22 protein-coding genes and 1 pseudogene are annotated in these 26,783 nt (G+C 62.5%); 9 read left to right on the top strand and 14 right to left on the bottom strand.

Annotation, left to right across the window (positions count from 1 at the left end):
- Window positions 1-6: 6 nt before the first annotated feature.
- Together OOT43_RS16225 and OOT43_RS16220 are read left to right on the top strand one after the other, a co-directional pair.
- Complete coding sequence (locus OOT43_RS16225; RefSeq protein ID WP_266021670.1) at window positions 7-420, top strand: 6-pyruvoyl trahydropterin synthase family protein; 414 nt, start codon at window positions 7-9, stop codon at window positions 418-420.
- Complete coding sequence (locus OOT43_RS16220; protein WP_266021668.1) at window positions 417-890, top strand: DUF1249 domain-containing protein; 474 nt, start codon at window positions 417-419, stop codon at window positions 888-890. Before OOT43_RS16225 ends, OOT43_RS16220 begins: the two co-directional genes overlap by 4 nt.
- A 147-nt stretch (window positions 891-1,037) precedes the next feature.
- Here OOT43_RS16220 and OOT43_RS16215 read toward each other — a convergent pair whose 3' ends face one another.
- Both OOT43_RS16215 and purE read right to left on the bottom strand, forming a co-directional pair.
- The gene (locus tag OOT43_RS16215; RefSeq protein ID WP_266021666.1) at window positions 1,038-2,168 is read right to left on the bottom strand and encodes a 5-(carboxyamino)imidazole ribonucleotide synthase; all 1,131 of its coding nucleotides are present in this window, start codon (window positions 2,166-2,168) and stop codon (window positions 1,038-1,040) included.
- Entirely contained in the window at window positions 2,168-2,656 is a 489-nt protein-coding gene (gene purE / locus OOT43_RS16210; protein ID WP_317134008.1) for a 5-(carboxyamino)imidazole ribonucleotide mutase, read from the bottom strand. Before purE ends, OOT43_RS16215 begins: the two co-directional genes overlap by 1 nt.
- A gap of 220 nt (window positions 2,657-2,876) precedes the next feature.
- Here purE and rapA point away from each other — a divergent pair, with 220 nt between their 5' ends.
- Entirely contained in the window at window positions 2,877-5,726 is a 2,850-nt protein-coding gene (gene rapA / locus OOT43_RS16205) for an RNA polymerase-associated protein RapA (RefSeq protein ID WP_266021662.1), read from the top strand.
- A gap of 69 nt (window positions 5,727-5,795) precedes the next feature.
- On the opposite strand, the gene OOT43_RS16200 is transcribed toward rapA, so the two are convergent.
- From OOT43_RS16200 to OOT43_RS16190, 3 genes are all read right to left on the bottom strand, one after another.
- Window positions 5,796-6,230 (bottom strand): Hsp20/alpha crystallin family protein, encoded by a 435-nt coding sequence (locus tag OOT43_RS16200; RefSeq protein ID WP_266021660.1) that lies wholly within the window; start codon window positions 6,228-6,230, stop codon window positions 5,796-5,798.
- Between the two features lie 98 nt (window positions 6,231-6,328).
- A complete protein-coding gene (locus tag OOT43_RS16195) occupies window positions 6,329-7,645 on the bottom strand; it encodes a S41 family peptidase (RefSeq protein WP_266021658.1) in 1,317 nt (438 codons plus the stop codon).
- A 51-nt stretch (window positions 7,646-7,696) separates the two neighbouring features.
- A complete protein-coding gene (locus OOT43_RS16190) occupies window positions 7,697-8,800 on the bottom strand; it encodes a murein hydrolase activator EnvC family protein (protein WP_266021656.1) in 1,104 nt (367 codons plus the stop codon).
- A gap of 355 nt (window positions 8,801-9,155) precedes the next feature.
- Between OOT43_RS16190 and OOT43_RS16185 the strand changes: the two genes are divergently transcribed.
- From OOT43_RS16185 to OOT43_RS16170, 4 genes are all read left to right on the top strand, one after another.
- Complete coding sequence (locus OOT43_RS16185) at window positions 9,156-9,458, top strand: ArsR/SmtB family transcription factor (RefSeq protein WP_218808895.1); 303 nt, start codon at window positions 9,156-9,158, stop codon at window positions 9,456-9,458.
- Window positions 9,459-9,532: 74 nt separating this feature from the next.
- A complete protein-coding gene (locus tag OOT43_RS16180; RefSeq protein ID WP_266021651.1) occupies window positions 9,533-9,973 on the top strand; it encodes a rhodanese-like domain-containing protein in 441 nt (146 codons plus the stop codon).
- 35 nt (window positions 9,974-10,008) lie between these two features.
- Window positions 10,009-10,476, top strand: coding sequence for a protein-export chaperone SecB (gene secB, locus OOT43_RS16175; protein ID WP_266021649.1), 468 nt, complete (start codon window positions 10,009-10,011; stop codon window positions 10,474-10,476).
- 16 nt (window positions 10,477-10,492) lie between these two features.
- Window positions 10,493-11,500: an NAD(P)H-dependent glycerol-3-phosphate dehydrogenase gene (locus OOT43_RS16170; protein WP_266021647.1), complete on the top strand. Its 1,008-nt coding sequence runs from the start codon at window positions 10,493-10,495 to the stop codon at window positions 11,498-11,500.
- 4 nt (window positions 11,501-11,504) lie between these two features.
- Here the strand turns inward: OOT43_RS16170 and trmL are convergent, their stop codons facing one another.
- The 4 genes from trmL to glnL form a co-directional block, all read right to left on the bottom strand.
- Window positions 11,505-11,975 (bottom strand): tRNA (uridine(34)/cytosine(34)/5-carboxymethylaminomethyluridine(34)-2'-O)-methyltransferase TrmL, encoded by a 471-nt coding sequence (trmL, locus tag OOT43_RS16165; RefSeq protein ID WP_266021645.1) that lies wholly within the window; start codon window positions 11,973-11,975, stop codon window positions 11,505-11,507.
- Between the two features lie 8 nt (window positions 11,976-11,983).
- Entirely contained in the window at window positions 11,984-14,494 is a 2,511-nt protein-coding gene (locus tag OOT43_RS16160) for a glycogen/starch/alpha-glucan phosphorylase (RefSeq protein ID WP_266021643.1), read from the bottom strand.
- 111 nt (window positions 14,495-14,605) lie between these two features.
- Complete coding sequence (gene ntrC, locus OOT43_RS16155; RefSeq protein ID WP_266021641.1) at window positions 14,606-16,018, bottom strand: nitrogen regulation protein NR(I); 1,413 nt, start codon at window positions 16,016-16,018, stop codon at window positions 14,606-14,608.
- A complete protein-coding gene (glnL, locus tag OOT43_RS16150; protein WP_266021639.1) occupies window positions 15,984-17,078 on the bottom strand; it encodes a nitrogen regulation protein NR(II) in 1,095 nt (364 codons plus the stop codon). The genes ntrC and glnL overlap by 35 nt, the downstream gene beginning before the upstream one ends.
- A gap of 264 nt (window positions 17,079-17,342) precedes the next feature.
- On the opposite strand from glnL, the gene OOT43_RS16145 reads away from it, so the two are divergent.
- Window positions 17,343-20,156, top strand: coding sequence for an adenosylcobalamin-dependent ribonucleoside-diphosphate reductase (locus tag OOT43_RS16145; RefSeq protein ID WP_266021637.1), 2,814 nt, complete (start codon window positions 17,343-17,345; stop codon window positions 20,154-20,156).
- A gap of 60 nt (window positions 20,157-20,216) precedes the next feature.
- On the top strand, window positions 20,217-21,725 hold the full coding sequence (locus tag OOT43_RS16140; RefSeq protein WP_266021635.1) for a glycosyltransferase family 39 protein: 1,509 nt from the start codon (window positions 20,217-20,219) through the stop codon (window positions 21,723-21,725).
- A 76-nt stretch (window positions 21,726-21,801) separates the two neighbouring features.
- On the opposite strand, the gene OOT43_RS16135 is transcribed toward OOT43_RS16140, so the two are convergent.
- The 5 genes and pseudogenes from OOT43_RS16135 to OOT43_RS20715 form a co-directional block, all read right to left on the bottom strand.
- A complete protein-coding gene (locus OOT43_RS16135; protein WP_266021634.1) occupies window positions 21,802-22,677 on the bottom strand; it encodes a hypothetical protein in 876 nt (291 codons plus the stop codon).
- Window positions 22,677-23,501 (bottom strand): class I SAM-dependent methyltransferase, encoded by an 825-nt coding sequence (locus OOT43_RS16130; protein ID WP_266021632.1) that lies wholly within the window; start codon window positions 23,499-23,501, stop codon window positions 22,677-22,679. The genes OOT43_RS16135 and OOT43_RS16130 overlap by 1 nt, the downstream gene beginning before the upstream one ends.
- Window positions 23,494-24,684, bottom strand: a complete 1,191-nt coding sequence (locus OOT43_RS16125) for a glycosyltransferase (protein WP_266021629.1) — start codon at window positions 24,682-24,684, stop codon at window positions 23,494-23,496. Before OOT43_RS16125 ends, OOT43_RS16130 begins: the two co-directional genes overlap by 8 nt.
- Window positions 24,681-25,985 (bottom strand): GNAT family N-acetyltransferase, encoded by a 1,305-nt coding sequence (locus OOT43_RS16120; protein ID WP_266021626.1) that lies wholly within the window; start codon window positions 25,983-25,985, stop codon window positions 24,681-24,683. Before OOT43_RS16120 ends, OOT43_RS16125 begins: the two co-directional genes overlap by 4 nt.
- 112 nt (window positions 25,986-26,097) lie before the next feature.
- Window positions 26,098-26,562 (bottom strand): annotated as a pseudogene (locus OOT43_RS20715) (Wzt carbohydrate-binding domain-containing protein); the annotation flags it as partial.
- Window positions 26,563-26,783: the final 221 nt, after the last annotated feature.

Below are 26,783 nucleotides of genomic sequence, written 5' to 3'. Positions count from 1 at the left end.
ATCTGCATGTACAGCGTCACCAAAGAGATATTTTTCTGTTACGGCCACCGCCTGATGCACCATGCCGGCAAATGCCGGCATCTGCACGGCCACAGCGTGCGGGCGGCCATCACGGTGTCAGCCGCGGGCCTGAACTCCCAGGGCATGGTCTGCGATTTCGCTGACATCTCGGCCGCCGCCCATGCGTTCATCGACACCCAGCTCGATCACAACCTGCTGCTGCACCGGGACGATCCTTTGCTGCCCTTGCTGCAGCGGGCCGGCGAGCGGGTCCTCGTGCTCGAACAACATCCCACGGCGGAAACACTCGCCGAAATGATTTACCGGGACTTGCAGCTGAAAGGGTTCGCGGTGGAAAGCGTCACCCTGTGGGAAACTTCGAGCGCCTGCGCGACCTTTCGCGATACGGGCGAACCATGAGCCGCTTCCTGCCCCGCAACCGCTCGTACTGGCTGGCGAAACTGTGCGAGGCAAACTATGAACGGCTGGTGGCTCTGGTCCCGGATCTCGATCAAATCCGGCCGGCGCTGAAGGCATCGGTGCACGGCAAGCCGGCCCTGCATATCCGTCTGCTGGAGCGCTCGCCCTATACGCTGACGCTGGAGCTGACCCATGCATTCAGCCGCGCCATGGAAGAACTGCACGAGCCGGCCGTCAGGATTCGCGTCTATCTCGACGCCCGTTCCGTCGAAGTGCTCAGCGACCATTGCCGCCCCGAGGTGCGCGACGCCCTGCGGGACGAAGCGACGCCGCAGCGGGTGCTGGACTACAAATGGTCGTTGAACTATTTCCTGGCACGCTGGCTGGACTACTGCGTGGACAGCCGCTACCGGCTTTCGGCCGGACCGGCCGACCTGTACCCTTGGATGGACAGTTCGGCGCCGGCCTGAGAGGTTGTGAAAAAACCTACTGCGCGTCCCGATTGCGGCGTTGCGCGGTGCTCGGAATCCTCATGTACTCCGTGTACGCTCCGGCTCCTCCGCTCCGGGCGCCTTGCACTCGGGCCGCTCGTGACGGTTTTGTCACAACCTCTGACTTCAGCGCCGCAAGGCGCGCTTGAGCGTCTCCGCCTTTTCCAGAGCCGCCTCGGCGGTTTCGGCCAGCACGTTGAAATGGCCCATCTTCCGCCCCACTCTTGCGCTGGCCTTGCCGTACAGATGAAGCACGGCCGCGGGTTCGCTCAGAACCAGATCCCAGGCCGGTTCGTCGTCGCGCCAGATGTCGCCCAGCAGGTTCACCATGACGACGGGGCTGAGCAGGCGCGTGTCGGCTGGGGGCAGCTTGCACAGGGTGCGGACCTGCTGTCCGAACTGGCTCACGGCGCAGGCGTCCAGCGTGTAATGGCCGCTATTGTGGGGCCGCGGTGCGACCTCGTTGATGACCAGGCCGCCGTCCCGCAGCACGAAAAACTCCACCGCCAGCACGCCGACGTAGTCCATGGCCTCCGCCAGGACGCAGGCCATCTCGCAAGCCCGTGCAGCCACATCGGGCGCCACCCGGGCCGGCACGATGCTGATGTCCAGGATGCCGGCCTCATGCTGATTTTCTGCGACGGGAAAGGTTCCGACGAGGTCCGCCGAGGTCCGCGCCACGATGACGGAAACTTCGGTCTGGAGGTCCAGCTTCTTCTCGAGCACGCAGGGACGGCAGCCGAACGCTTCGAACGCGCTCCGGGCCTCTTCCGGCGTCGCCACCCGCGCCTGCCCCTTGCCGTCGTAGCCGAAGCGCGCCGTCTTGAGGATGCCCGGCAGCAGCGGGGCGAGGTCGCCGGACAAGTCTTGCACCGCTTCTACCGCCATAAACGGCGCCACGGCCAGGCCAGCGCCCGCAATGTAGCGTTTTTCGACGATCCGGTCCTGGGCGATGGCCACGCAGGCCGAGGAAGGTGAAACCCGCGTTCTGGACTCCAGAAAACGCAAGCTGTCGGCGGGAACGTTCTCGAATTCCGTCGTTACCGCCGCACAGTTCGACGCGAGGTCCTCGAGCGCCCCCTCGTCGTCGTAGCCGGCACGGATATGGCGATCCGCCAGCATCCCCGCTGGGCTTTGAATATCGGGATCCAGCACGGTCACCCGGTAGCCCATGGAACGGGCCGCCATCGTGAACATGCGCCCCAACTGGCCGCCGCCGAGAATGCCGAGCATCGCCGGGGGCAGGATGTGCGCCATCAGCGCGCCTCCGGCAATTGCGCCGCCAAGACGGATTCGGCCTGGCGCCGGCGGAACTCGTCGAGACGAAGCTGCAGTGCCGGGTCGCCGTTCGCCAGCAAGGCCACCGCGAACAGCGCGGCGTTGACCGCTCCCGCCTCACCGATGGCGAAGGTCGCGACCGGGACGCCCTTGGGCATCTGCACGATCGAATACAGCGAATCCTGCCCGCCGAGATGCTTGCTGGGCACCGGCACCCCCAGCACCGGCACCGTGGTCTTGGCCGCCATCATTCCGGGCAGATGCGCCGCCCCGCCCGCGCCGGCGATTATGCACTTCAGGCCGCGCTCGCGCGCGCGCTCGGCATAGTCGAACAACAGGTCCGGCGTTCGATGGGCTGACACGACTTTGGCCTCGCACGGGATATCGAATTCCTCGAGCTTGCGGACAGAGTGCTGCATGACCTCCCAGTCGCTGGTACTCCCCATCACGATACCGACCTGAACCATTAGGGTACTCGTTGCCATTGAAAAAAGTTCCTATCATACCCACGGCGTCGATGAATCCCAAATTCCGTCGAATCGACATGCGCCCGCGGCTCCTTTCCGCCACCTTTTCCTGGGCATGGATCAGCTGGTACGGGCCAGGGTGACGCGAACGATCCGGTCCGTCGCGATCTGGTAAAATCCGATCCTTTTATTCCGAAACCCTCAGGACGGCGATCCCTTCATGCCTGACCCCCTCCACACACTTCGTTCCGGACAACGCTGGATCAGCGACACGGAGCCGGAATTGGGGCTCGGCACCGTGCTTGGCGTCGAGTACAACAGGATCACCGTATTGTTCATCGCCAGCGGCGAACGCCGAATCTACGCGGTCGGCAATGCGCCGCTGACCCGCGTCCGGTTCGCCACCGGCGACCGGGTGGAAAGCGTAGACGGCTGGTCGATGCGGGTCGACGAAGTCGACGAGCAGAACGGTCTGCTGGTCTATGTCGGCAAGGACGCGGACGGAAATCCCCGAGCGCTGGAAGAAATCGAGCTCAATCCGTTCCTTCAGTTCAACAGGCCGCAGGACCGGCTGTTCTCGGGCCAGATCGATCCCGGCGACGTGTTCCGCCTGCGCATCGAAACCGGCGAAAAGCTCGCACGTCTCGAACAGTCCGCGGTGCTGGGCCTCGTCGGCGCCCGCACCAGCCCGATTCCCCACCAGCTCTACATCGCCCACGAAGTCGCATCCCGGCATGCGCCTCGGGTGCTGCTGGCGGATGAAGTCGGCCTCGGCAAGACCATCGAAGCCGGCCTGATCGTCCATCACCGGGTCCTCACGGGACGGACCGAAAAAGTGCTGGTCCTGGTGCCGAACATGCTGCTTCACCAGTGGCTGGTGGAAATGCTGCGACGCTTCAACCTGCGCTTCAGCCTGATCGGCGACGACGCCTATGAGGAAGCGGCCGAAGAAGGCAATCCGTTCGCGGACGCAAACCTGGCGCTGAGCAGCCTGGATTTCATCCTGAAAGACCCGGACAGGCACCGCTATGTCTTGGACGTCGCCTGGGACATGATCGTCATCGACGAGGCCCATCATCTGGAGTGGACGCCGGCAGGGCCGAGCCCCGCCTACGCCTTTGTCGAAACGCTGGCCCGGCGCACGCCCGGCCTGCTGCTCTTGACCGCCACGCCGGAACAGCTCGGCAAGCTCGGCCACTTCGCCCGTCTGCGGCTGCTCGATCCGGACCGTTTCTTCGACTTCGAGCAGTTCCGTCAGGAGGAGCAGGAATACACGGCGCTGGCCGAGGTCATCAACAAGCTGCTCGACAGTCCGCAGCTCGATGCCGAGACCTTCGGGCAACTGCAGCGTTTCTTGCGCCACGACCGCGCCGACACGCTGGTGGGAGATCTGGACGACCCGGAGCACGCCGCGGCAGCCCGCAATGCCCTGATCCAGCTCCTGCTGGACCGCCACGGCACCGGCCGCGTGCTGTTCCGCAATACCCGGAACACCGTCCACGGCTTCCCTTCCCGTCTGCTGCACGGGCGTCCCCTCCCCCTGCCGGAGCATTACCGGTCGCGGATGGAGTCGCTTGAAGCCCGGCTGTGGCCGGAATCGTCCAGCGAAGACCCCGAGTGGTGGCGCCACGATCCGCGCGCGCACTGGCTGCTCGATACCGTCCAGCGCCTCAAACCGTCGCGCTCGAAGCTACTTGTCATCTGCCACCGGCGCCAGACCGCGATCGACCTGGAAAACGCGCTGAGAACGCTGGGCGGCGTCCGCGCCGCGGTGTTCCACGAGGACATGTCGATCATCGCCCGCGACCGCGCCGCGGCATGGTTCGCGGAGGAGGAGGAAGGCGCCCAGGTACTCGTTTGCTCGGAAATCGGCAGCGAAGGGCGCAATTTCCAGTTCGCCCACCATCTCGTGCTGTTCGATCTGCCCCTGGACCCGAACCTGCTGGAGCAGCGGATCGGCCGCTTGGACCGCATCGGCCAGCGCCACAGCATCGACATCCATGTGCCCTACTTCGAGGACACGGCCCAGGAAATCCTGTTCCGCTGGTACCACGAAGGCCTGGACGCCTTCCATCGCCCCGCCACGGCAGGAGCCGCGGTGTTCGCCAGGATCGGCGACGAGCTCGAGCAAGCCTTGCTGGTATCGGACGCCGCCGCAGGCGAAGCCCTGATCCGGGACACCCGGAAACTGGCCGAAACCATAGAAGCCGAACTCCACGCCGGCCGGGACCGTCTGCTGGAACTCAACTCCTGCCGGCCGGCACCGGCCAACCGCCTGGTCGAAGCCGTCGGCGCCTGGGACCGGGACGCCGCCTTGTGGCCTTGGCTGGAAGCGGTGTGCGATGCCTACGGCGTCGTCGTCGAGGAGCACTCCACAGACTGTTACATCCTCCGCCCCGGAGAGCACCTGCGGGTTCCCAAGTTCCCGGAACTGCCGGACGACGGCATCACCGTCACCCTCAGCCGGGACGTGGCACTGGCGCGCGAAGACATGCTGTTCCTGAGCTGGGAACATCCCATGGTGCAAGGGGCCATGGACCTGGTCCTGAACGGCGAGCACGGCAGCGCCTCCCTCGGTTTCGTTTCGCATCCAACCCTCCCAGCCGGCCAGATGCTGCTGGAAACCTTCCATCGGATCGAATGCCCCGCCCCCCGCCGCCTGCAGCTTTTCCGCTTCCTTCCGACGACCTCGATCCGCACGCTGCTGGACCATCGAGGGCAGGACTTCGGCCGGGTCGTTGCAGCGGAATTCGACGAACGGCCCCACGCCTTCGAGGCCGAGAAGATCCGCGCGTTCGTCAGGAGCCAAAAGCAGAATCTGGAAAAGTTGCTGGCCTTGGCCGAAACTCGGGCAGAGGCGCGCCTGCCCGAAGTCGTGGCCGAGAGCAGCCAGCGCATGCTCGATGAGATGGGGGACGAAATCAAACGGCTGGCCGCACTCCGGAACGTCAACCCCAGCGTCCGGCCGGAAGAGCTGGACAGGCTCAAGGACGATACTGTCGAGATGCACGAGTATCTTCAAGCCGCGCATCTGCGACTCGATGCCGTCCGACTGCTCATTACCGTATAGTTTGCGACCTAAAGAAAAAGGGGAGCTTCGCTCCCCTTTTTCAGCCTGCGCTATACAAGCCGACTCGCATCATTTGGCGCTGACGACGATTCGCCGCGGCTGAATTGCCGCTTTCTTGGGAATCACGATCTCGAGCACACCGTTGTTGTAGCGCGCGGATATGCCGTCGGCGTCGGCGGTATCCGGCAGCGAAAACCGGCGGTAGAAGCTGCCGTAGACCCGCTCGATACGCTTGTAGCCGGAACGCTCCGTGCGGGCCTCAGTATTCCGCTCGCCGCGCAGCGTCAGAACGCCCTGCTCCATCGACACGTCGATGTTCTCCGTGCTGACGCCCGGCAGATCGGCGATGAGGACGTAACGATCGGCTTCCTCCTTGATATCCACGGCCGGCGTCCATTCGGCTGTCGCAGCGGAGTCCGGACCCGGGCGCCCCTCGAACGAACGCTCCAGCTCACGCTGCAGTTGATTCAACAAACTCCACGGCTCGTTGCGGCTGACTGTCATGACGCATCTCCTGTCTGGTTTGGCCTACCCGAGTTATGGCGTGCGGCGCTGAAGAATTCAACGGGGCTTCGCCTCTGCCGGTAAGCGACATCACAAACTTAGTTTTTCACGCCGTTCTTGTGCACGATGTTGATGCCCTTGAGCAGGTTAAGCGCTTCATTCAGCGGATAATCCTGCAAGGCGAGCGCCTCATCGAGTCTTTCTCCATCCTTGTCCTTGGCGTCGCCGCCTTTCTTGGACTTGTCGTTGCTCAGGTGGCCGGTCAGGTCAGCCTCCTTGATAGGGGCGAACTCCGACTTTGCCGCCATTTCCAGCTTGACCCGGGAGATCGGCACGTCCGGGGTGATGCCTTCGGCCTGGATCGAACGTCCCGAGGGCGTGTAGTAGCGCGCCGTGGTGAGCTTGACCGCACCGCCGTTACTGGTCGGAAGGATAGTCTGGACCGAGCCCTTGCCGAAGGTCTTCTCGCCCATGATTACCGCCCGCTTGTGGTCCTGCAACGCGCCCGCGACGATCTCCGAAGCAGAGGCCGACCCGCCGTTGATCAGCACCACGATAGGCGCGCCGCCGGTAATGTCGTGGGGCGTCGCGGAGAAGCGCATCTTCGCATCCTCCACCCGACCGTCGGTATAGACGATCAGGCCGCTTTCCAGGAAAGCGTCGCTCACCGCCACGGCGGCATTGAGGACGCCGCCCGGATTGTTGCGCAAGTCGAGAATGAGACCTTTCAGAGCCCCCTTTTTCTTCATCTCGTCGACCGCTTCGACCATGTTGTCCCCGGTCTTGGACTGGAAGCTGGTGATGCGCAGATAACCGTAGCCGTCTTCGAGCATCCTGCTCTTGACGCTCTTGATCTTGATGATGTCGCGGGTGATGGTGATCTTGAGCGGCTGCTCGACGCCTTCGCGGACCACGGTCAGCACGATCGGACTGCCCGGCTCGCCGCGCATCATCTTCACGGCATCGTTGAGGGACATACCCTTCACCGGCTTGTCGTCCAGGCGGATGATCAGGTCGCCCGCCTTGATGCCCGCATGGAAGGCCGGCGTGTCGTCGATCGGCGCGATGACTTTGACGAAGCCGTTCTCCATCCCGACTTCGATGCCCAACCCACCGAACTGGCCGGTGGTACCGACCTTCAATTCGTTGTACTGCTCCTGGTCCAGATAGGTGGAATGCGGATCGAGGCCCGACAGCATCCCCCGGATAGCGTCTTCGAGCAGTTTATCGTCCGGTACCGGTTCCACATAATCCTGCTGGATGCGGCCGTAGACCTCGGAAAAGGTCTTCAATCCCTCGAACGGGATATTGACTGCCCCGGCGGGAGGCTGTTTATCCTCCGCCCAACTCGCCGCCGACACCACACCGAGTAACAAACCAATCTTGAGCGCACGCATGCCCGTCACTTTCACCATATTCAAAGATTCCGCAATAAATACCGCCACAAACCCCACCTCCGGCGCCGCTCAATCCTTGCACCACTGCGACGGATCCATGGGCTGGCCCTTCTCCCGGATGCCAAAATACAGGCCCGGCTCCGGTTGTCCGCCGCTGGAACCGACACTGGCGATGACCTCTCCGGACTCCACCCAGTCGCCGACGTTCTTGTAAACGCTCTGATTGAACGCGTACAAGCTCATGTAACCATCACCGTGATCGACGATGGTAAGCAAACCGTAGCCGCGAAGCCAATCGGAAAAAACCACCCGCCCCTCCGAAACCGCCTTGACCGGCGTGCCTTCCGATGCCCGGATCACCACGCCGTCCCAACGCCCCGACATCCTCTGCCCGCCGAATCGCTCCGCCCGCTCCCCCGCCGCCGGCCAGTTCAACTGCCCCTTGCGCAGCGCGAAGGATTTCGGCGCAGCAAGCGAAGCGGTGAATCCCATGACGATTTCGCGCAGTGAGGATACCAGAGCTTCCAGCCGATGCTCGCTTTCCTTGAGACGGACCAGCTCGACATCCTTCCCCTGGCGCTCCTGGCGAAGCCGGGCCAACACATCGAGCCGCTCCCGGCGGGTCTCATCCAGTTCGACCTTTTCATGCTCGATGCGTTCCCGCAGCGCCTCGAGACGGCCGGCATCGGCCGCCGCCTCGTCCTGCAGCGCCCGGACCTGGGCGATGTCCTTTTGCAGCGCCTCGAGACGGGCGTAACGGTCACGGTTCAGGTAACCGTGGTACGCCATCATGCGGGCGAGCCGCCCGGGCTCATCGATGTTCAGGACGAGTTTGAGCCACTGCTGGTCGCCGAGCGCGTAAGCGGACCGGGCCAGCGAGGCCAGCGCCTTGTGCTGCTTGAGCACTGCCTGCTGCAACTCGGCGAGGCGGCGGTTCGACTCCGCTGTGCGCCTGGACTGAACGGCAGTCTTGTCCTCCAGCAGCCGGAGCGTGTGCACCAGATCGCCATACCGCTCCTCGACCCGTCTCAACTCGGCGGAAACGCTGCCCTGACGGGCATCAATCGTTTCCAGCTCCTTCTCCGCGGACTCGATCCGGTCGCGTATCTCCTTCAGCCGCCCGGCGGCGTCCCCGTCATCGCCGGGCATCGCCTGCCACGGCACCGACAACATCAAGAATCCAGAGAAAACGAACACCCTCGCATGCCGGAGCATTCCCGACGAACACCATTTATCCTCAGCGTCTCCCGGCGGATTGGCCCCGGCGGAAGAGAACAAGCAAAACCTTCGCTGCGCTGCTTTCACGTCGAAAGATCACGGGCAGGCACACTGCGGCGCCGGTTCAACGTATAATTTTCCGATTAAACGACCGACACGGACGAAGTCGGGCCCGATAGCCTGATAGAATGCGGGATGCGTACGAAACTTGAGACATTAGTCTAACCAATTTTTGGGGTTGCGTCGTGCCTGTCCATAAGCAGATGGCCGGGATACCCGCCGCGATACATGCCACTCGGGTGCGAATAACATGCAAACTGACCTCATCACCGACGAATCGGAGATCCGCCTCGCCGCCCACAGCCTGAAGGCCATGGCGCATCCCTTGCGGCTCAAGATTCTGTGCACCTTGAGCACGGGCCGGATCAGCGTCCAGGACCTGGTGGAACAGGTCGGTACGACACAGAGCAACGTCTCTCAGCACCTCGCCATCCTGCGGGACAAGGGCATCCTGAATTTCCACCGGGACGCCAACAAGGTCTATTACTTCGTGGAAGACGAAAGGATGCTGCAGCTGGTCCGCATGATCAAGGAAGTATTCTGCAAACACTAAGACGCCATCACTGCCGGCAGGTTTTCGCCGGAACGACACCAACGAATCCCAATTTTTAAGAAAGTGAGGAAGAAATGACCCGGTTGCTCGAATTTCTCGGCAATCACTGGATGATGGCCAGCGCCCTGCTCGTCGTCACCGTCCTGCTGATGCAAGACCTCCTGGAATCGCTGTTCCGCAAGCACAAGGTGCTGACCCCGGCCGGCGCCGTGCAGCTCATGAATACGGAAGAGGCGCTGGTGGTCGACGTCCGCGAGCCGGCGGAATTCGCCGAAGGCCACATCGAGGGCGCTTACCATATTCCCCTCGGGAAGCTCGATGAGCGCGCCTCCGAAATCGCCCAGCACAAGGATGCGCCGGTCATCGTCACCTGCCAACAGGGCACCCGTTCGCCCTCTGCCTGCAAGACCCTGACGAAACAAGGCTTCAGCCGGGTGTACGAGATGCGCGGCGGCATGTTGGGATGGGGAGACGCCCATTACCCCGTAACCAAGAAACGCAAGAAATCCTCATAACTTATCCTTTCACCACTCTGCCATTGCCATCAGACATGAGCGAAGAAAACCAGCAACCCGAAAGACAATTCGCCATCCAGAAGCTTTACGTCAAGGATGTTTCCTTCGAGACCCCCAACTCGCCCGGCATCTTCACCCTGACCTGGGAACCGAAGGTCGAGTTCAATCTCGGCTCCAAGGTCCAGCAGCTCCAGGAAGGCCTGTTCGAAGTCAGCCTCTCGGTCACGATCACCGTAAAGTTGGAAGAGAAGACCGCCTACCTGATCGAAATCTGCCAAGCCGGCATTTTCACGATCAACGGTTTCCCGGAACAGGAAATGGGTCCCCTCATCGGCAGCTATTGCCCCAACATCCTGTTCCCCTACGCCCGCGAGGCGGTCTCCGACCTCGTGACCAAGGGCGGGTTCCCGCCGATGCTGCTGGCGCCGATCAACTTCGACGCGCTGTACATGCAGCAAATCCAGATGGCTCAGCAGCAGGCCCAGCAGGCCACGCCGCACTGAAGCCGGTAGTGCGCGCATGACACCCCGCATCACCGTCCTCGGCGCCGGCTCCTGGGGCACGGCGCTGGCCCTGCTCGTCGCGAGGAACGGCGTACCCACCCTGTTGTGGAGCCACCGCCGGGAGCACGCGGAAGAAATGGCGGCAGAGCGCCGAAACTCGCGCTATCTGCCCCATGCCGTCTTCCCCGAAACCCTGGCGGTGACGCCGGACCTGGCCGAGGCGTCCGGCCAGGCCAGCGATGCCGTGCTGGTCGCCGTGCCCAGCCATGCCTTCCGCGACACTCTGCAACTCTGTACCCCGCATCTGCAGGCGGGAGCCGGCCTCATGTGGGCGACCAAGGGACTGGACCGTGCGCGCGGCTGCCTGCTGCACGAAACCGCCCGCGAAATTCTCGGCCCGGAGCGGGAACTCGCCGTGCTGTCGGGACCGACCTTCGCCGCCGAAGTGGTCGCGGAACTGCCCAGCGCCATCACCGTCGGCGCCAGCAGCGAAGCCTTCGGCGCCAAGATCGTCTCCTGGCTGCACAACGCCTATTTTCGCGCCTACACTACCGACGACATCATCGGCGCACAATTGGGAGGCGCCTGCAAGAACGTGCTGGCGATCGCCGCCGGCATCTCCGACGGCTTGGGCTTCGGCGCCAACGCCCGGGCCGCCCTCATCACCCGGGGGCTGGCCGAGATGATGCGGCTGAGTCTGGCGCTGGGAGCGAGAAGCGAAACGCTCATGGGCCTCGCCGGGGTGGGCGACCTGGTGCTCACCGCCACCGACAACCAGAGCCGCAACCGCCGCTTCGGTCTCGGAATCGGCAAAGGCAAGCCACGCGAGGAAATCCACGCCGAGATCGGACAGGAAATCGAAGGCATTCTGGCGGCCCGGCTGATCCACGAACTCGCCGGCAGGAAGGGCGTGGACATGCCGATTACCGCCCAGACCTACCGTGTGCTCTACGAAGGCTTGCCGCCGGAGGAAGCGGTGCGCAATCTGCTGCTGCGGGAACCCAAGCCGGAGTGGGGCGGCTAAAGGCTCAGATCGCCGCCGCGCCTTCGAAACCGCATTGCCGCCAGGCTTCGAAACACACCACGGCGACGGCGTTGGACAGGTTGAGGCTGCGCGATCCCGGCCGCATCGGCAACCGGATCCGCCGCCCGGCTTCGAACCGGGCGAGCATCTCCGCCGGCAGGCCGCGCGACTCCGGGCCGAACAGGAAGGCGTCGCCGGCCCGGTAGTCCGTGTCGGCATAGTTCACCGCCCCTTTGGTGGTCAGCGCGAATACCCGCTCCGGCGCGACCGCGGCCACGAATCGCTCCCAATCCCGATGCCGGGCCACCTCGGCCCACTCCCGGTAATCCAGCCCCGCACGGCGCAGACGTGCGTCGTCCATCTCGAACCCCAGCGGCTCGATCAGATGCAGGCGGGCGCCGGTGTTGGCGCAGAGCCGGATGATGTTTCCCGTATTCGGCGGAATTTCCGGCTCGTACAGCACGATGTGGAACATCGTCCCCGTTACTTCACCGGCAAAGCCGGCACCGGGGTCAGCTTCCAGATATCGCGATTGTACTCGGCGATGGTGCGGTCGGTGGAGAACTTACCGCTGGCGGCGGTGTTCAGAATGCTCATCCGGGCCCAGCGCTCCTTGTCGCTGAACGCGGCGGCGGCCGCCCGCTGCGCCTCGACGTAGCCGGGGAAATCGGCGGCCGTCATCCAGGGGTCGTGGGGGCTGCGGATCGATTCGACCACGGGATCGAAGATGCCGGGCTCGAAGCGGTTGAAAAACCCGCCTTCCAAGAGCCCGAGGACCCGTTTCAGGTCTTCATCCGTCTCGATGATGGCGTTGGGATCGTATGCGCCGCGCCGGCGCTCGACTTCCTCGGCGGTCAAGCCGAACAGGAAGAAGTTTTCCGCACCCACCTCCTCCCGGATCTCGATGTTCGCGCCGTCCAGGGTTCCGATGGTCAGAGCCCCGTTCATCATGAACTTCATGTTGCCGGTACCCGAAGCCTCCTTGCCCGCCGTGGAAATCTGCTCCGACAGATCGGTACCGGGGCAGATCACCTCCATGGCGGTGACCCGGTAGTTCGGCAGGAACACCACGCTCAGACGGTCACGGACTTCCGGATCGCTGCCGATGGTGCCGGCGACGTTGTTGATCAGCTTGATGATCCGCTTCGCCATCACGTAACCCGGCGCCGCCTTCCCGCCGAACAGTACGCAGCGGGGTGTCCAGTCCTGGACGTCGCCGCGCTTGATCCGGTCGAACAGATGGATCACGTGCAGCACGTTGAGCAGCTGGCGCTTGTATTCGTGGATGCGCTTGACCTGCACGTCGAACATCTGGTCGGGGTCCACCAAGTGCAACCCCAGCTCCCGGTTCTTGAAGTCCAGCAACTTCTCCTTGTTGCGCCGCTTGATTGCCATCCAGCGTTCGCGGAACGCCGCATCCTCGGCGAAAGGCCGCAGATCGGCGAGCCGCGTCAGATCGGCGGTCCACTTGTCGCCGATCGCCTCGGTAATCAGCGCCGCCAGCTCCGGATTGCAGGCGGCCAGCCAGCGTCGCGGGGTGATGCCGTTGGTCTTGTTGTTGAAGCGTTCCGGCCACAGCTCGTTGAAATCCCTGAACATGCCGTCCTTCAGCAGATCGGAATGCAGGGCCGCGACGCCGTTGACCGAGAAGCTGCCGACGATGGCGAGATAGGCCATCCGCACCTGCTGTTCGTATCCCTCCTCGATCAGCGACATCCGCGCCAGCCGGTCGACGTCGCCGGGCCAGCGCGCCGCGACCTCACCCAGGAAGCGAGCGTTGATCTCGAAGATGATGTCCAGCAGCCGAGGCAGCATCTGCCGGAACAGCCGCACCGGCCATTTTTCCAGCGCCTCGGGCAGCAGGGTATGGTTGGTGTAGGCCATGGTGCGGCTGGTGATGGCCCAGGCTTCGTTCCAGGCCAGACCGTGCTGGTCGATGAAGAGGCGCATCAGCTCGGCGACCGCAATGGTCGGATGGGTGTCGTTGAGCTGGAAGCAGTTCTTCCCGGCGAATTCGGAGAAATCCTCACCGTGATCCGCCACCCAGCGGCGCAGGACGTCCTGCAGGCTGGCCGAAGCCAGAAAGTACTGCTGACGCAGCCGCAGTTCCTTGCCGTTCTCGCTGGCGTCGTTCGGATACAGCACCATCGAGATGTTTTCCGCCAGGTTCTTGGCTCGGACGGATTCGGCGTAGTCGCCGGCGTTGAATTCGCCCAGCTTGAATTCATCGGTGGCGGCGGACTTCCACAGGCGCAGGGTATTGACTGTGCCATTCCTGTAGCCCGGCACAGGGAGATCGAAAGGCACGGCCAGGACATCGTCCGTATCGAGCCAGACCACCTGACCAGGGCGCGAAGCGTCGTTCGACAGCTCGGTCCGGCCGCCGAATTTGACCCGCACCGTCAGCTCCGGGCGCTCCTGCTCCCACACGTGGCCGTTCCGCAGCCAGTGGTCGGGTTCCTCGATCTGGTAGCCGTTGACCACCAATTGCCGGAACATGCCGTACTCGTAGCGGATGCCGTAGCCCATGACCGGCAGCTGCAGGGTGGCGCAACTGTCGATGAAGCAGGCCGCGAGCCGTCCCAGTCCGCCGTTGCCCAACCCCGCGTCGAACTCTGAATCCGCCAGCTCCTCCAGCTCCAGGCCGAGCTCGTTGAGCGCCTGATGGATAGGCTCGTCGATACCGAGATTCAGCATCGCGTTGCTCAAGGCGCGGCCGAGCAGGAATTCCAGCGAGAGGTAATAGGTCCTGCGACAATCCTCCCGGTCGTAGGCGTATTCGGTGTTCTTCCAGCGCTCCATCAAACGGTCGCGCACCGTCAGCGCCAGCGCCGAGTAGGCGTAGTGCACCGAGCGGCAATCCCGGTCCCGTCCCAGGGTGCAGTTGAAGTGCCGGCGGATGTCGGCACTCAGGTTTTTCGCCTTCATTCCCAGACCGGGCATTTCGGTCAGGAGTGCGGTCGGGTTGCTGGTCTTGAATTTGCGCGTGAGCATGAGCGGTCACCTCCCGTGTGAGGATTGGATGCGGACTTTCCCACCCGCTGAACGGGGCGGGAAGGTCCGATGGACAGTGCCGACAGTCTGAGGGAGGCCGGTTACAGCCGTTCAGACGTCGAGATTCAACTCGCTTATTTTACGGGTCAAGGTGTTCCTGCCGTAACCCAGCAGCTTGGCCGCCTCCTGGCGGCGGCCCCGGGTGAACTGCAAGGCGGTGCTGATGAGAATGCCCTCGGCCGAATCGATGGCTTCCTTCGCCACATTGCGGTCGCCGCGGCGCAGGCGGGCATCGATCCACAGCGTGAAGCTGTCCTGCCATTCGCTCGAGACGGCGACCGGTTCCGGCCGGGCCTTCAGCAGCTCCGGCGGCAGATCGTCGAGGTGCACGTCCTTGCCGGCCGCCATGACGGTGATCCAGCGGCAGGTGTTCTCCAACTGCCGGACGTTGCCCGGCCAGTCCAGCCGGCACAGGTAGGTCTCGACTTCGGGCAGCAGGGTCTTGGTCTCGACATTGAGTTCCTGGCTGGCCTCCTTCAGGAAATGCTTGAGCAGCAGGCTGACATCCTGGCGCCTCTCCCGCAGCGGCGGAATGTGGATGCGGATGACGTTCAGGCGGTGGAACAAATCCTCCCGGAACCGCCCCTCGGCCACAAGTTGCTCCAGATTCTGGTGCGTCGCCGCGATGATCCGCACGTCCACCTTGACGGGCGCGTGGGCGCCGACCGGGAAAAACTCGCCTTCGGCCAGTACGCGAAGCAGGCGGGTCTGCAGTTCCGCAGGCATGTCACCGATCTCGTCCAGGAACAGGGTACCGCCGTCAGCCTGCTCGAAACGTCCGGCCCGGCGTGCCTGGGCACCGGTGAAGGCGCCGCGTTCGTGGCCGAACAACTCGGACTCCAGCAGATCGCGAGGGATGGCGGCCATGTTGAGCGCGATGAAAGGCTTGTCCGCACGCGGGCTGTGGCGATGCAGGGCACGGGCGACGAGTTCCTTGCCGGTCCCCGACTCGCCGTTGATCAGCACGGTGATGTTCGAACGCGCCAGCCTGGCGATGGCGCGGAACACCTCCTGCATCGCCGGCGCCTCGCCGATGATTTCCGGGGTCTTTTCCGGCAGGCCCTTGTCGGCCGCCTCCTCGGTCGCCACCCGCTGGCTGTGGGTGCACGCCCGCGCCACCAGGTCGACCGCCTCGTCCACGTCGAAGGGTTTCGGCAGGTATTCGAACGCCCCGCCGCTGAACGCGGACACTGCGCTTTCCAAATCGGAATGCGCGGTCATGATCACCACCGGCAGATCGGGATACCTGGCCTGCAACTGCTTGAGCAGCTCAATGCCGTCCAGGCCCGGCATGCGGATGTCGGTCAGCACCGCATCCGGCCGGTCCCGGTTCAGCGCCTCCATCATGCTGTTGGCGGTGGAGAAGGCGCGGGTCTGTATGGACGCCTTCTGCAGGGCCTTTTCCAAGACCCAGCGGATCGACCGGTCGTCATCGACCACCCAAACCTGGAACGCTCGTTTCATGGTCCTCCTCCAGAGGCAATAATATGGAAAAAACGGTGTTTCCGGGCGCGCTGCTGCACTCGATCAAGCCGCCGTGCTGGCTGATCAGGCCCTGCGCGATCGATAGCCCCAGGCCGGTACCGTCGGCCCGGCCGGTGACCATCGGATAGAAAATGTGGTTCAGGAGTTCCGGCTTGATGCCGGGGCCGTCGTCGACGATGTCCACCTTCACCGCCATGCGATGGCGGCGCTCACCGATGGTCACCTGCCGGTCGATGCGGGTGCGGATGACGATCCGGCCGTGCATCCCTAAAGCCTGGGCGGCATTGCGCACGATGTTGAGTATGGCCTGGATCAGCTGATCGGCGTCGCCGAAGATTTCCGGAATGCTCGGGTCGTAGTCGCGGACGATCCGGACGCCGGCGGGCACTTCCACCTGCACCAACTGGGTTACCCGGTCCAGCACCCGGTGGATGTTCAGCCAGGTTTTCTGGGGCAGCTTGTTCGGCCCGAGCATACGGTCCAGCAGGGACTGCAGGCGATCGGACTCCTCGATGATGATCTGGGTGTATTCGCGCAGCTCGTCCTGAAGCTCGCGCTCCAGGAGCTGCGCCGCGCCGCGCAGCCCTCCGAGCGGATTCTTGATCTCGTGCGCCAGCCCCCTCAGCAAGGACTTGGCCGCATTCTGCTGCGCCAGCAACTGCTCTTCCATGGAGATCCGGAGGTGGCGGTCCACCTGCTGCACCTGGACCAGCACCCCGGTGGCCTCGTCTTCGGTCATCGGTGTGATGTGCAGATTCACCGTGATCGCATGCAGGGGATGGACCAGGGTGACGTTGCGTTTGGTCAGAGAAATGCCGGTCGCCAAGGCATGCCTCAAGTCCGGCTCGATCGGCTGCTCCCCGCACGGCAGCACCAGGCGCGCGCGCGCGCGCAGCACCTGGCGGGCACTGACGGCGAGCAGCATCTCGCCGGGCATGTTGATGTACACCAGCGTCAGCTTTTTGTCGAACAGCAGCACGCCGTCCCCGAGGTTATCGAGGATGCGCCGGTAAAATGAGGGGGTGTCCGATGCCGTCATGCCAGGAGCCGCAGCAAGTAATGCGCCATGGATTAGAGTTCGTCAGGGCCGGATATTTCGCGCATTTCCGCGCCGGGCGTAGGGTTGGACCTCGAGACGTGCACGACACGCGCGATTTGTTGCACCGACATGGTGCACCATTCCCCGCAACTTGTCGCCTCCCTCCGGTGATTCGGTCTGTTTCCTGATCGCTACCACCTGCATTGCCGCACCGGACCCGCACGCTTACCATGCCTGCATTCCGCCGCAACCCGGAGTTCTTCCGTGAATCCCCAACCCATTTCCCTGGAAGTCTTGCTGGAAAAATACGCCAAGCACGGCGAAACCGGCGCCGAGGAAATTTTCGCGCGGGTGGCGGACGCCCTCGCCGCCCCGGAAAAGTCACCGGACGCATGGCGGCCGCGGTTCCTGTCGGCGCTCGAGTCGGGCTTCATCCCTGCCGGCAGGATCATGTCCGCGGCCGGTACCGGCATGCAGGCGACCCTGATCAACTGCTTCGTGCAGCCGGTGGGCGATTCGGTTTCGGAGGAAGTGGACGGCAGACCGGGCATTTACACCGCCCTGGCGGAAGCGGCCGAAACCATGCGGCGGGGCGGCGGCGTGGGCTACGATTTCTCCGCCATCCGCCCCAAAGGCGCGCGGGTCCACACGACGGAATCACGGGCGTCCGGGCCGGTGTCCTACATGCGGGTGTTCGACCGCTCCTGCGAAACGGTGGAATCCGCCGGCGCCCGCCGCGGCGCGCAGATGGGAATACTGCGCTGCGAGCACCCGGACATCTTCGAATTCGTCCGAGCCAAGGACCGCCCGGGTGAGTTGACCAACTTCAATCTCTCGGTCGCGCTGAGCGAGCACTTCATGCAGGCCGTGGAAACCGATGGCCTCTGGGACCTGACCCACCGCGCCGAACCCTCGCCCGAACAGCAGTGCGAAGGCGCTCATCTGCGTGAGGACGGACTATGGGTTTACCGCAGCGTCCCGGCGCGCGAGCTGTGGGACCTCATCATGCGCTCGACCTACGACCACGCCGAACCCGGCGTGCTGTTCATCGACCGGATGAACCGGGAAAACAACCTGGGCTATTGCGAACGCATCGAGGCCACCAACCCCTGCGCCGAACAGCCCCTCCCCGCCTACGGCTGCTGCTGCCTGGGCAGCCTGGACCTGGCCCGCTTCGTCGCCCACCCGTTCACGCCGGACGCGGCGTTCGAGGCTGAGCGCTTCGCCGAAGTCGCCGCCATCGCCGTCCGCATGCTGGACAACGTCCTGGATGCGACGTACTGGCCGCTGGAACGCCAGCGTGAAGAGGCGAAAGCCAAACGCAGGATAGGTCTCGGCTTCACCGGCTTAGGGGATGCCCTCGCCATGCTGGGCCTGCGCTACGACAGCGCCGAGGCGCGCGACACGGCGGCCGGCATCGGCCGGAGGCTGCGGGATGCGGCCTACCTCGCCTCGGTCGACCTGGCGCAGGAGAAAGGCGCCTTTCCCCGCTTCGACGCCGCGCCCTACCTCGCATCACCGTTCATTGCCGGCCTGCCCGAACCGCTGCGCGCCCGAATCCGGAAATCAGGGATCCGCAACAGCCACCTGCTCAGCATCGCCCCGACCGGCACCATCTCGCTGGCCTTCGCAGACAACGCCAGCAACGGCATCGAGCCCCCTTACGCCTGGACCTACGTCCGCAAGAAGCGCGAAGCCGACGGTTCCACCCGCGAATATCCGGTCGAGGACCATGCCTACCGGCTGTATCGGGCGATGGCGGGCGAGCGCCCGCTGCCGTCCGCTTTCGTCACGGCACTGGACATTTCGGCGCTCGATCACATGCGCATGCTCGCGGCGGTCCAGCCCTACATCGACTCCTCGATCTCCAAGACCGTCAACGTCCCTGCCGACTACCCCTACGCCGATTTCCAGAACCTCTATCTCGAAGCGTGGAAAGCCGGGCTCAAGGGCCTCGCCACCTACCGCCCGAACCCGGTCACGGGGGCGATCCTCGAAGCCGCGCCGGCGACTGGAGTCTCACGCCCCGAATTCGACGAATCCGACCCCGACCGCAGGCTCCGCTTGGACGAAGTCCCCACGCCCGCCCTGGCCTCCTTGCGCTGGCGCCGCCGACCCCGGCCAGCGGGAGGCAATCCAGCCTGGAGCTATCTGATCGACCACCCCCTGGGATCGTTCGCCGTGTTCATCGGCCATGTCGAGGACCATGGAAGCCATCCGTTCGAAGTCTGGGTCAACGGTGCGGAGCAGCCGCGCGGCCTCGGCGCCCTGGCCAAATCCCTGTCCATGGACATGCGCTCCAACGACCGCGGCTGGCTCAAAGCCAAGCTCGAGAGCCTGATGAAGGCGCACGGCGACGACGGCTTCGAACTGCCGTTCCCGCCCGACGGACGGACCGTACGCGTGCCCAGCTTGGTGGCGGGATTCGCCAGGCTGATCTATTACCGCTGTGCGGAACTCGGCGCATTCGATACGCTTGCCGACACCCCGGTGCTGAATGCGCTGATGTCGCCCAAGGAGCCCAAAACCGGCCCCGACGGCACGCTTTCCTGGACCGTCGACATCCTCAACGTCGCCACCGGCGACGACTTCGTCATGGGCCTCAAAGAACTGATCCTCCCCAACGGCCAGCGGCGGCCCTACTCGATATGGCTGTCGGGAGAATACCCGCGGGTCCTCGATGGACTGTGCAAAAGCCTATCCTTCGACATGCGGGTCATCGACCCCGCCTGGGTCGGCGCGAAGCTGCGTCAACTGCTCGACTTTCCGGAACCGCGCGGGGATTTCCTCGCCCGCATCCCCGGTAGCGGCCGCCAGCGGAACTATCCTTCGACCGTCGCCTACATGGCGCGGCTGGCGATTCACCGTTACGCCATGCTCGGGCTCCTGGACGAAGAAGGACAGCCGCTGCAGGACATGGGGTTGATGGACTACGAAAGCGCCGGCCCGGAGATTAGACGAGCCAAAACACCCTTCCTGAAAGGCGCCCGCTGCCCAGAGTGCGGCAACGACGCGGTGATACGCCGGGACGGCTGCGATTTCTGCACGGCTTGTGGGGCTTTGGGCGGATGCGGGTAATTTGGCGCTCGCGGAGAAACATTATATTCCGCCCCTTCCCAACCGCGCCGACATTCAGCAATGAATCACCTGTCAGTAAAATCGCACCCAACCATCGATACCGCATCACCAATGTCCACTGCACGGTATATCAGTTTCGCAATATTGGTGGGAATATTTTATGCCGGATTGGCTTATCGGATTGGATCACACTATTTCTTCATATACGACGACACGGCTCTCATCGACGTCGCCGCCGGCAAATCCGTTACGACTATTCTCTCGACATCGTTCACGGGGTTCTTCCGCCCGTTGACCGTTTTATTGGTAAAATTGGAAACGGCCTGCTTCGGCTGGACCCGGCCTTACGGGTATATCGTCGTTTCGTTGCTGATGCACGGCCTGAATGCAACACTTCTGCATGTCATATTACGCAGGCTCGATTTCAGCATCGGCGCATTTTTCGCGGCAGCATTTTTTTTGTTATCTCCATTTGCGACGGAAACTTTTTTCTGGTTCAGCAGCCAGTTCGACCTGCTCTCAGCGCTGCTGACGCTGTTGAGTATCTGGATGCTGCTGCGATATCTGGATTCCGGAAAAATGGGACATGCAATATGCGCCATCGCATCCTACACGGGCGCCTTGTTCTCGAAAGAAAACGCCATCATTTTTGTTGCGGTGCTTCTTCTGCTGATTATATGGCAACGAAAAAAGGCACCGGCGGGCAGAGCAGCCTGGTTGATCGCCGCTTTTCTTATCCCCGCCGCCAGCTATCTTGCCATTCGTTCCATGCTGGTGGGAGCGTTCCATAGCCCTTACGGAAATATACTATCTCTGGTGCGGAATGCAGACATTGCGTCGCATTTTTCCTCCTATGCAAGGACATTTTCAGACCTTTCCATGAAAATGCCAGAACCTCTCTCTTCGGTCGGTATCTCTTACACGGGAGCATTGATTGCATTCCTTGCAGCCGCTCTTTACTGCCGCCCAAAGCTTGCGCTCAGTACCCTGGTCCTATTCGGTCTGGCCTTGTCTCCCGTCATCTGGACAGCACCCACTTATGCCGGAACTGCCGATACCCGTTTCCTATACGTCCCGGCAATTTTTCCGATAATTGCGATATCGATCGGTGTTGAAGCCAGCCTTCGACAACCGCCCCTCAGCGACGGCTGGACTCGCACCCCAAGGAGCATCGGCATTGCCGGCACTGTTGTCCTGCTGTCCGCCGCCGCCCTCAGCACATCGGAGCAGGCGGCGATCTGGCGTTTCGCCTACGAAACCGCTCACAGCGCCGTGCTAGATGTCCTGCACACCGCATGGCAAAACCCCGGCTCCACCTTGCATGTCAGAAACCTTCCGCTCCGCCTCACGGAAGGGCCTTATCTTGTCAAGCCATATAACTTGATTCATTACGCCAAAGCGCTCAACAATCCAATTTCCAACCGTATCGTCTGCGATTCCGCAATACTATCCTACCGCGACCCGGAACTCCTCATACCTGCCGAGCGCTCCGAACTGGGATCAAGCGGCGGTGAAAATGGCTTAATCAAGGAAATAATCCTGGAAAACCCTACCAGGGCAGGACGCTGACGTATCGATTTCTACCAACGAGATAAACGAGCCTCCCTTGATGAAGCGGGCCGTTTCTCAAGTCTTGGAACCGATATTACTGGACGGCCCATTGCCTGCGGCCGGAACGGAACCAACGGGTAATCCATGCCGGATGGGCGTCGGAGAGTACGAACGACAACGTAATGTGTGCGTAAGACCAAAAAATGAACTGCTGATAATACAAATTCTCGGAAACAGTGGCGCCCGCCACGCCAGCCGGAGAAAACAGGACAAACCCGGCGACCATCACCACCGAAATGGCGGCGTAGCGCCATAAAGCCCCGTCTCCCAGCTTCTTGAATTTTTCTATCGGATATAGCGACCAGAAAATGAAGTGATATAAAACTATATGATTCAGATCAAACCTGACAAAGAAGGAAGACAGAACCAGCAACAGCCCGAACGCCTCAAAAATACTACTATCGATCATGCCCTTTACGCCCAACACCGGACGCAGCTGGTTCAGCCGGTAAAAAAACAGGCCGTAGAAAAAAAACAAGCCGCCGAACAAAAAGGCCGGCTCGATCCAAGCCAACTCGGAATAATTACGCAGAAGGGCAGCATAAATCCCTGCATTGAGAAGAACGGCGGCGATACGCAAACCTCGACGTTGCTCGCCTTCCGTCACCGGAAATTTCCGGTCCAGCAGATAAACCTCGTTGAATACGTGGTGAACCCCGAAATACACCAACAGGGAAAATTGACCGGCATATAACACCCCCCCGCCGGACAAGACCACCAGCGCCGGAACGAGGGAGCTGGCATTCTGTGCGACGGCAAGAATGCGGTGCCTGGAATAATAAAGCGCGAGCCCATAATGCACGAAGGCAATGCTCCAGAAGAGAGAAGACCAGAGGATACCGGTCGTCTGGCTTGCAATCAGCGCAGTGATGAAAACAGCGGCGATTCTTGTCAAAGCATGGATGGGCATCAGAGTCGTTCCATTTCAGCGAAAACCGGAGCGGCGTTTTTCTCCAGAACCGCGGTGTAACCAAGAGTGATCGTGCTGAATTTTCCCGTAATCAGCTTGTCGCAAGCCCCCACATCACTTTGCCCAGAACGCGCTTTCCATAATCCGAGGTAGATTTTTTGTGGCAGGACGATGGTCAAATACGTCAACACTGAGCCCGAAAAAGATGACGCCTTTCCGAACCGCTCCAGCAGTTTCAGCCAGAGCCTCAGCCACAGATAGGTCACGTACATCAAGGCAAACGCCCCCTCGCCACCCTTCTCGCCGATGGATACGGCACGCAGCCCCGAACAAGCGGCGATGTGCTTTATCGCGAATGGCGTATAACGATAATAATCGTGTGGAATCTCATGTAACGGATTGAAGAACGGCGTGCTCATGAACAGCCTGCCACCATGCTTCAAAACCCGGCCGCACTCCTTCATCGCAAGAAGGGGATCGTGGAGGTGCTCGAACACCTCCGTGCAGAGGATGCAGTCGAATTCCCCATCACGAAAAGGAAGGCAGTGAAGGGTCCCTGCTACATCCAGGCCGGCGATATCGTGAGGAGAGCCGGGGATGTCTATGCTTACGACCGACGCGAAAAATTCCTCGTAAACAGGCAGATAGGGCCGGCTGCCCGCCCCCGCGTCCAGCAGCCTCCCGCCACCGCCCTTTTCGAAGTTTCGTTCGAGAAATCGCACCAACGCCTGGAGAATCATCTCGTCGATGAGCAAGCTGTCCGGGCGTTGCCGCTCGTCGACATGAAAGCGGCCGTTCGCCGCTTTGATCACCAGATCACCCATCTAGGCTGGAACCTCGCAAATTATCGAAACGGGCGCCGGTCAGCATCTCGTTCAAATAGCCGTCAAACGCCGCCAGCATTTTACCGACACTGAATTGGTCCGCCCTGTCGAGCCCGGATCGAACCATGGCAGAACGGCGCTCATCGTCGGACAGCAGGGTGGTAAAACGGTCTGCAAGTGCACGGGCATCCCCTATCGGCACCAGGAATCCATTTTCCCCGTCGCTGATGATCTCCCCTGGCCCCGACGGACAATCGGTCGCCACCACCGGTGTCCCTAAAGCCATGGCTTCGACGATCACATTGCCGAAACCTTCAAAAAAGGAGGAAAGAACGAAAATATCAGCTTGCGCCATGTAGGGGAAGGGATTATCCCGGAATCCCACCAGAACGACATGCTCCCTTATTCCGAACTCGGAGGCGACTCTTTCGATGTCTTGGCGGAGTTCGCCGTCTCCTACCAGGATGAGCTTGGCGGGCCGGTGCGCCAGCACGTCCTTGAATGCCGCGAGGAGCGTGGGAAAGTCCTTCTGACTGCTGAATCGGCTGGCGGAAACGATCCAGTTGCGGTCCTTGGCCAACTCGATCGGCTGTCCGGCTCGGCGCCTGACGTCTTCGACGTCGATGCCATTGTAGATGACTTGGAGCCTGCCGGGCGCCGCACCATAGACGTCGACCAAATCTTCGAATACGCCGCGCGAGGGTACGATCACCCGGTCCGGCAGAGTCAGGCAGCAGTGAATGACCCAACGCTCCAGCAGCGTCGGCCCCCTGCCGACACTGCTGAAGTAGCCGGTCAAGCTTCCCAGAATGGTGCCCGCCAAAGGGATGTCGGGGAAAAACAGCCGTTTCGCCAGGGCGGCAAACAGGGTGCCGTTATGCATGATCGAAAGCACCAGACGCGGCTTTTCACGCCGCACGACCGATCGGATCGCCCAGGCGTAACGCAGGCTGTTACCCAGTGATAACCGGTAGGGCTGGCTACACTGCCAGTCGTCGAACAGGTAAAGCCGGATGTCGCATCGGCGGTAGCAGTCCGCGATGGCGGACTGGGTCAGCAAGGCGCAGTCGAATCCCTGCAGCCCGGTCAGCAAGTTGAAAACGACGGTCTCGGCGCCGCCGATCGCATCGGCGGGCAGTATCACCAGCAACCGGGGCTTTACGGCCGGCGTGTTTGGGCTCATAGGAAATCCGTGTCGCCCATCATCAGCCACCAGCGATCTTTCAAGCATTCGACGCTGCGAGCGTCGGTCCAGACGTTCGCGGGAATACGGACATCGGTGTCGGTTGCCACTCCTCCGCCATGGACCAGATGCCGGGCATAGGGAGCGGATATCCAGGCGGTGAGCGCGGACAACGACCGATGGGCTGCGGCAATCCTGGCCGCATCGATAAGCATAGGAATGTTGTTCAGCGGCGCCAGAATATCCAGGAGCTTATATTCATCATTATCGCGCCGCAGTATCGCCACACCCTGGGGACGCCCCCTCAGCCGGTCGCGCACCAGCAGAGCCTCGTAGCGATGCACCGGGTGGCGCTGGTAGCGGTATCGAATATAGGCGGGGTCCCTGAGTACGAGCGCCGCGTCCGGGAGATCCGCGGCCATCCGGCTCCACAGCATCGCGAGCAGATCGTCTTCGAGTTCGGAAACGTCGATCAACGCGGCCGCGTATCTGACTCGGAAACGCTGGTCCGATGGCGTCCAGCGCACTTCCGAAATTCGTCCGACTTCCCCGTAAAGCCCCAGCCGCTCGGCGATCCGCATGGCGCGGTGGTTTGGAAAACCGAAAGCCAGCTCGTGCTCGTCGTAATAGCCGAAATAGGCCTCCAGGAACGCGCTGGCCACCTCGAAAAATACGCCCTTTTTTGTCATCAGCGCTCGCTCGCCCGGGGCGACCATGACGTCGCATACCTGCAATCCCCGAACGGTTCGCCCGTTGACGGCAATACGGCGGGACGTTGCACCATAATGCGCGACGATGCGTCCATGCCGGCGGGCGATGACGGCTCGGCCCCGGCCTTCACCGTATTTCCAGTGCCATAGGTCGGGACTCATTTCGCCTGCGAAGGTTTCTTTGAAAAGCGACAAACAGCCCGGCAGGTCTTCTGGCGCGAATTCACTGAGCCGCCAACGCGCCGCCGCCGTCTTCGCCAGGACGACTTGCAGCGGACCGGCGCCTTCGCCTATGGGGCCGGCATGACGGGAAAACCCCGAATGTTCGGCGAGCGCCTTCAGGTAAAAGGCCTTCTCATGGCATCGCCCAGGACTCCCGCCGTCCTCGGCATCGAGCTCGATGATCAGCGAACCGCGCTCCCGCAACAGCGAGTGTGCGTGCGCGAGGAGCTTCAATGGCTGCGGATTCCACCCCCGCAAGTCGATCAAGAGACGCGAGGCAAGATCCGCACCTTCCGATTCCGAGGGGATCGGCGAGTACCCGAAGAATTCAGTGGGAGACAATTGGCGCACGCCGATCTGCGGCGGCACATGCCCGATCCGCCAAAAATGACCGGCGGGAGAACAGTCTGCTGACGGAGACGCATCTCTGGGTGAACACATGATCGACGGCGAGTCCGACCGGGGGGACGAAGTTTGGCGCCTATCGAGCCGCGGCGGACTGCATCGCCGGATCACGCCCGGCTAACGGTCCGCCATTTACGGACCACCGCCGGGGAAGGCTGACCACCCCTTGTTCCAAGCCATCCTGCACCACCTGCAACTCCGCGGCGTGCTCGAGGCGGTCGTAAAGATGAATGCCCTGCTCACAAAGCAGGAACACATTCACCCAATACGCCCCCTTCAGCAGGGAAAAATGGGGAAACACCAGCTTGATTTCTCCACTGCCGTCCGAGCGGCGCTCGAGCGCCAAGCCGTCATTCGAAGTGGATGCGCTGGTCACGGACCAGCCATTGGATCCCGTGATGGTCAGACCCACGCTCGGGGGCGGCAGGTCAGGATCCGAGTCGAATCCGACCGTTACCTCCAAATCCGTCCGCCCGCTTCGTACCGCCAGTTTGCGATCTGTGACCCCATCCGCGCTCACTTCGACTCTCGCAAGCCGCGCTTCGCCGGTGGCTGCAGCGGGAGCGAGCGCCGGCCAATCCGGGGCTCCAATTCCGTTTTCCGCCCCGCTCAGGAACTCGGCATAAGCGCTGGCCACCCGCCCAGGATCGCCGTCCATGACGACACGCCCACGGTCCAGCCACAGCACCCTGCTGCAGATCGCTTCTACCTGATACAGGGAATGAGAACAGAACAGGATGGTCTTACCGGCGTCCTTGTACC

Origin of the sequence: Methylococcus mesophilus, assembly GCF_026247885.1 — a bacterium.
In the GTDB taxonomy this organism is placed as follows: domain Bacteria; phylum Pseudomonadota; class Gammaproteobacteria; order Methylococcales; family Methylococcaceae; genus Methylococcus; species Methylococcus mesophilus.
The sequence above is the reverse complement of the archived record's forward strand: the minus strand, read 5'-3'. Positions and strand labels throughout refer to the sequence as shown.

Excerpts from the sequence above, each read along its gene's own strand:
- OOT43_RS16180 (WP_266021651.1), top strand. The coding sequence starts at position 9,533 with ATGACCCGGTTGCTCGAATTTCTCGGCAATCACTGGATGATGGCCAGC.
- secB (WP_266021649.1), top strand. The coding sequence starts at position 10,009 with ATGAGCGAAGAAAACCAGCAACCCGAAAGACAATTCGCCATCCAGAAG.
- OOT43_RS16135 (WP_266021634.1), bottom strand. The coding sequence starts at position 22,677 with ATGCCCATCCATGCTTTGACAAGAATCGCCGCTGTTTTCATCACTGCG.
- ntrC (WP_266021641.1), bottom strand. The coding sequence starts at position 16,018 with ATGAAACGAGCGTTCCAGGTTTGGGTGGTCGATGACGACCGGTCGATC.
- OOT43_RS16215 (WP_266021666.1), bottom strand. The coding sequence starts at position 2,168 with ATGGCGCACATCCTGCCCCCGGCGATGCTCGGCATTCTCGGCGGCGGC.
- trmL (WP_266021645.1), bottom strand. The coding sequence starts at position 11,975 with ATGTTCCACATCGTGCTGTACGAGCCGGAAATTCCGCCGAATACGGGA.
- OOT43_RS16140 (WP_266021635.1), top strand. The coding sequence starts at position 20,217 with ATGAATCACCTGTCAGTAAAATCGCACCCAACCATCGATACCGCATCA.
- OOT43_RS16160 (WP_266021643.1), bottom strand. The coding sequence starts at position 14,494 with ATGCTCACGCGCAAATTCAAGACCAGCAACCCGACCGCACTCCTGACC.
- OOT43_RS16130 (WP_266021632.1), bottom strand. The coding sequence starts at position 23,501 with ATGGGTGATCTGGTGATCAAAGCGGCGAACGGCCGCTTTCATGTCGAC.
- rapA (WP_266021662.1), top strand. The coding sequence starts at position 2,877 with ATGCCTGACCCCCTCCACACACTTCGTTCCGGACAACGCTGGATCAGC.
- OOT43_RS16220 (WP_266021668.1), top strand. The coding sequence starts at position 417 with ATGAGCCGCTTCCTGCCCCGCAACCGCTCGTACTGGCTGGCGAAACTG.
- OOT43_RS16190 (WP_266021656.1), bottom strand. The coding sequence starts at position 8,800 with ATGTTGTCGGTGCCGTGGCAGGCGATGCCCGGCGATGACGGGGACGCC.
- OOT43_RS16170 (WP_266021647.1), top strand. The coding sequence starts at position 10,493 with ATGACACCCCGCATCACCGTCCTCGGCGCCGGCTCCTGGGGCACGGCG.
- purE (WP_317134008.1), bottom strand. The coding sequence starts at position 2,656 with ATGGTTCAGGTCGGTATCGTGATGGGGAGTACCAGCGACTGGGAGGTC.
- OOT43_RS16200 (WP_266021660.1), bottom strand. The coding sequence starts at position 6,230 with ATGACAGTCAGCCGCAACGAGCCGTGGAGTTTGTTGAATCAACTGCAG.
- OOT43_RS16185 (WP_218808895.1), top strand. The coding sequence starts at position 9,156 with ATGCAAACTGACCTCATCACCGACGAATCGGAGATCCGCCTCGCCGCC.
- OOT43_RS16195 (WP_266021658.1), bottom strand. The coding sequence starts at position 7,645 with ATGGTGAAAGTGACGGGCATGCGTGCGCTCAAGATTGGTTTGTTACTC.
- OOT43_RS16125 (WP_266021629.1), bottom strand. The coding sequence starts at position 24,684 with ATGAGCCCAAACACGCCGGCCGTAAAGCCCCGGTTGCTGGTGATACTG.
- glnL (WP_266021639.1), bottom strand. The coding sequence starts at position 17,078 with ATGACGGCATCGGACACCCCCTCATTTTACCGGCGCATCCTCGATAAC.
- OOT43_RS16225 (WP_266021670.1), top strand. The coding sequence starts at position 7 with ATGTACAGCGTCACCAAAGAGATATTTTTCTGTTACGGCCACCGCCTG.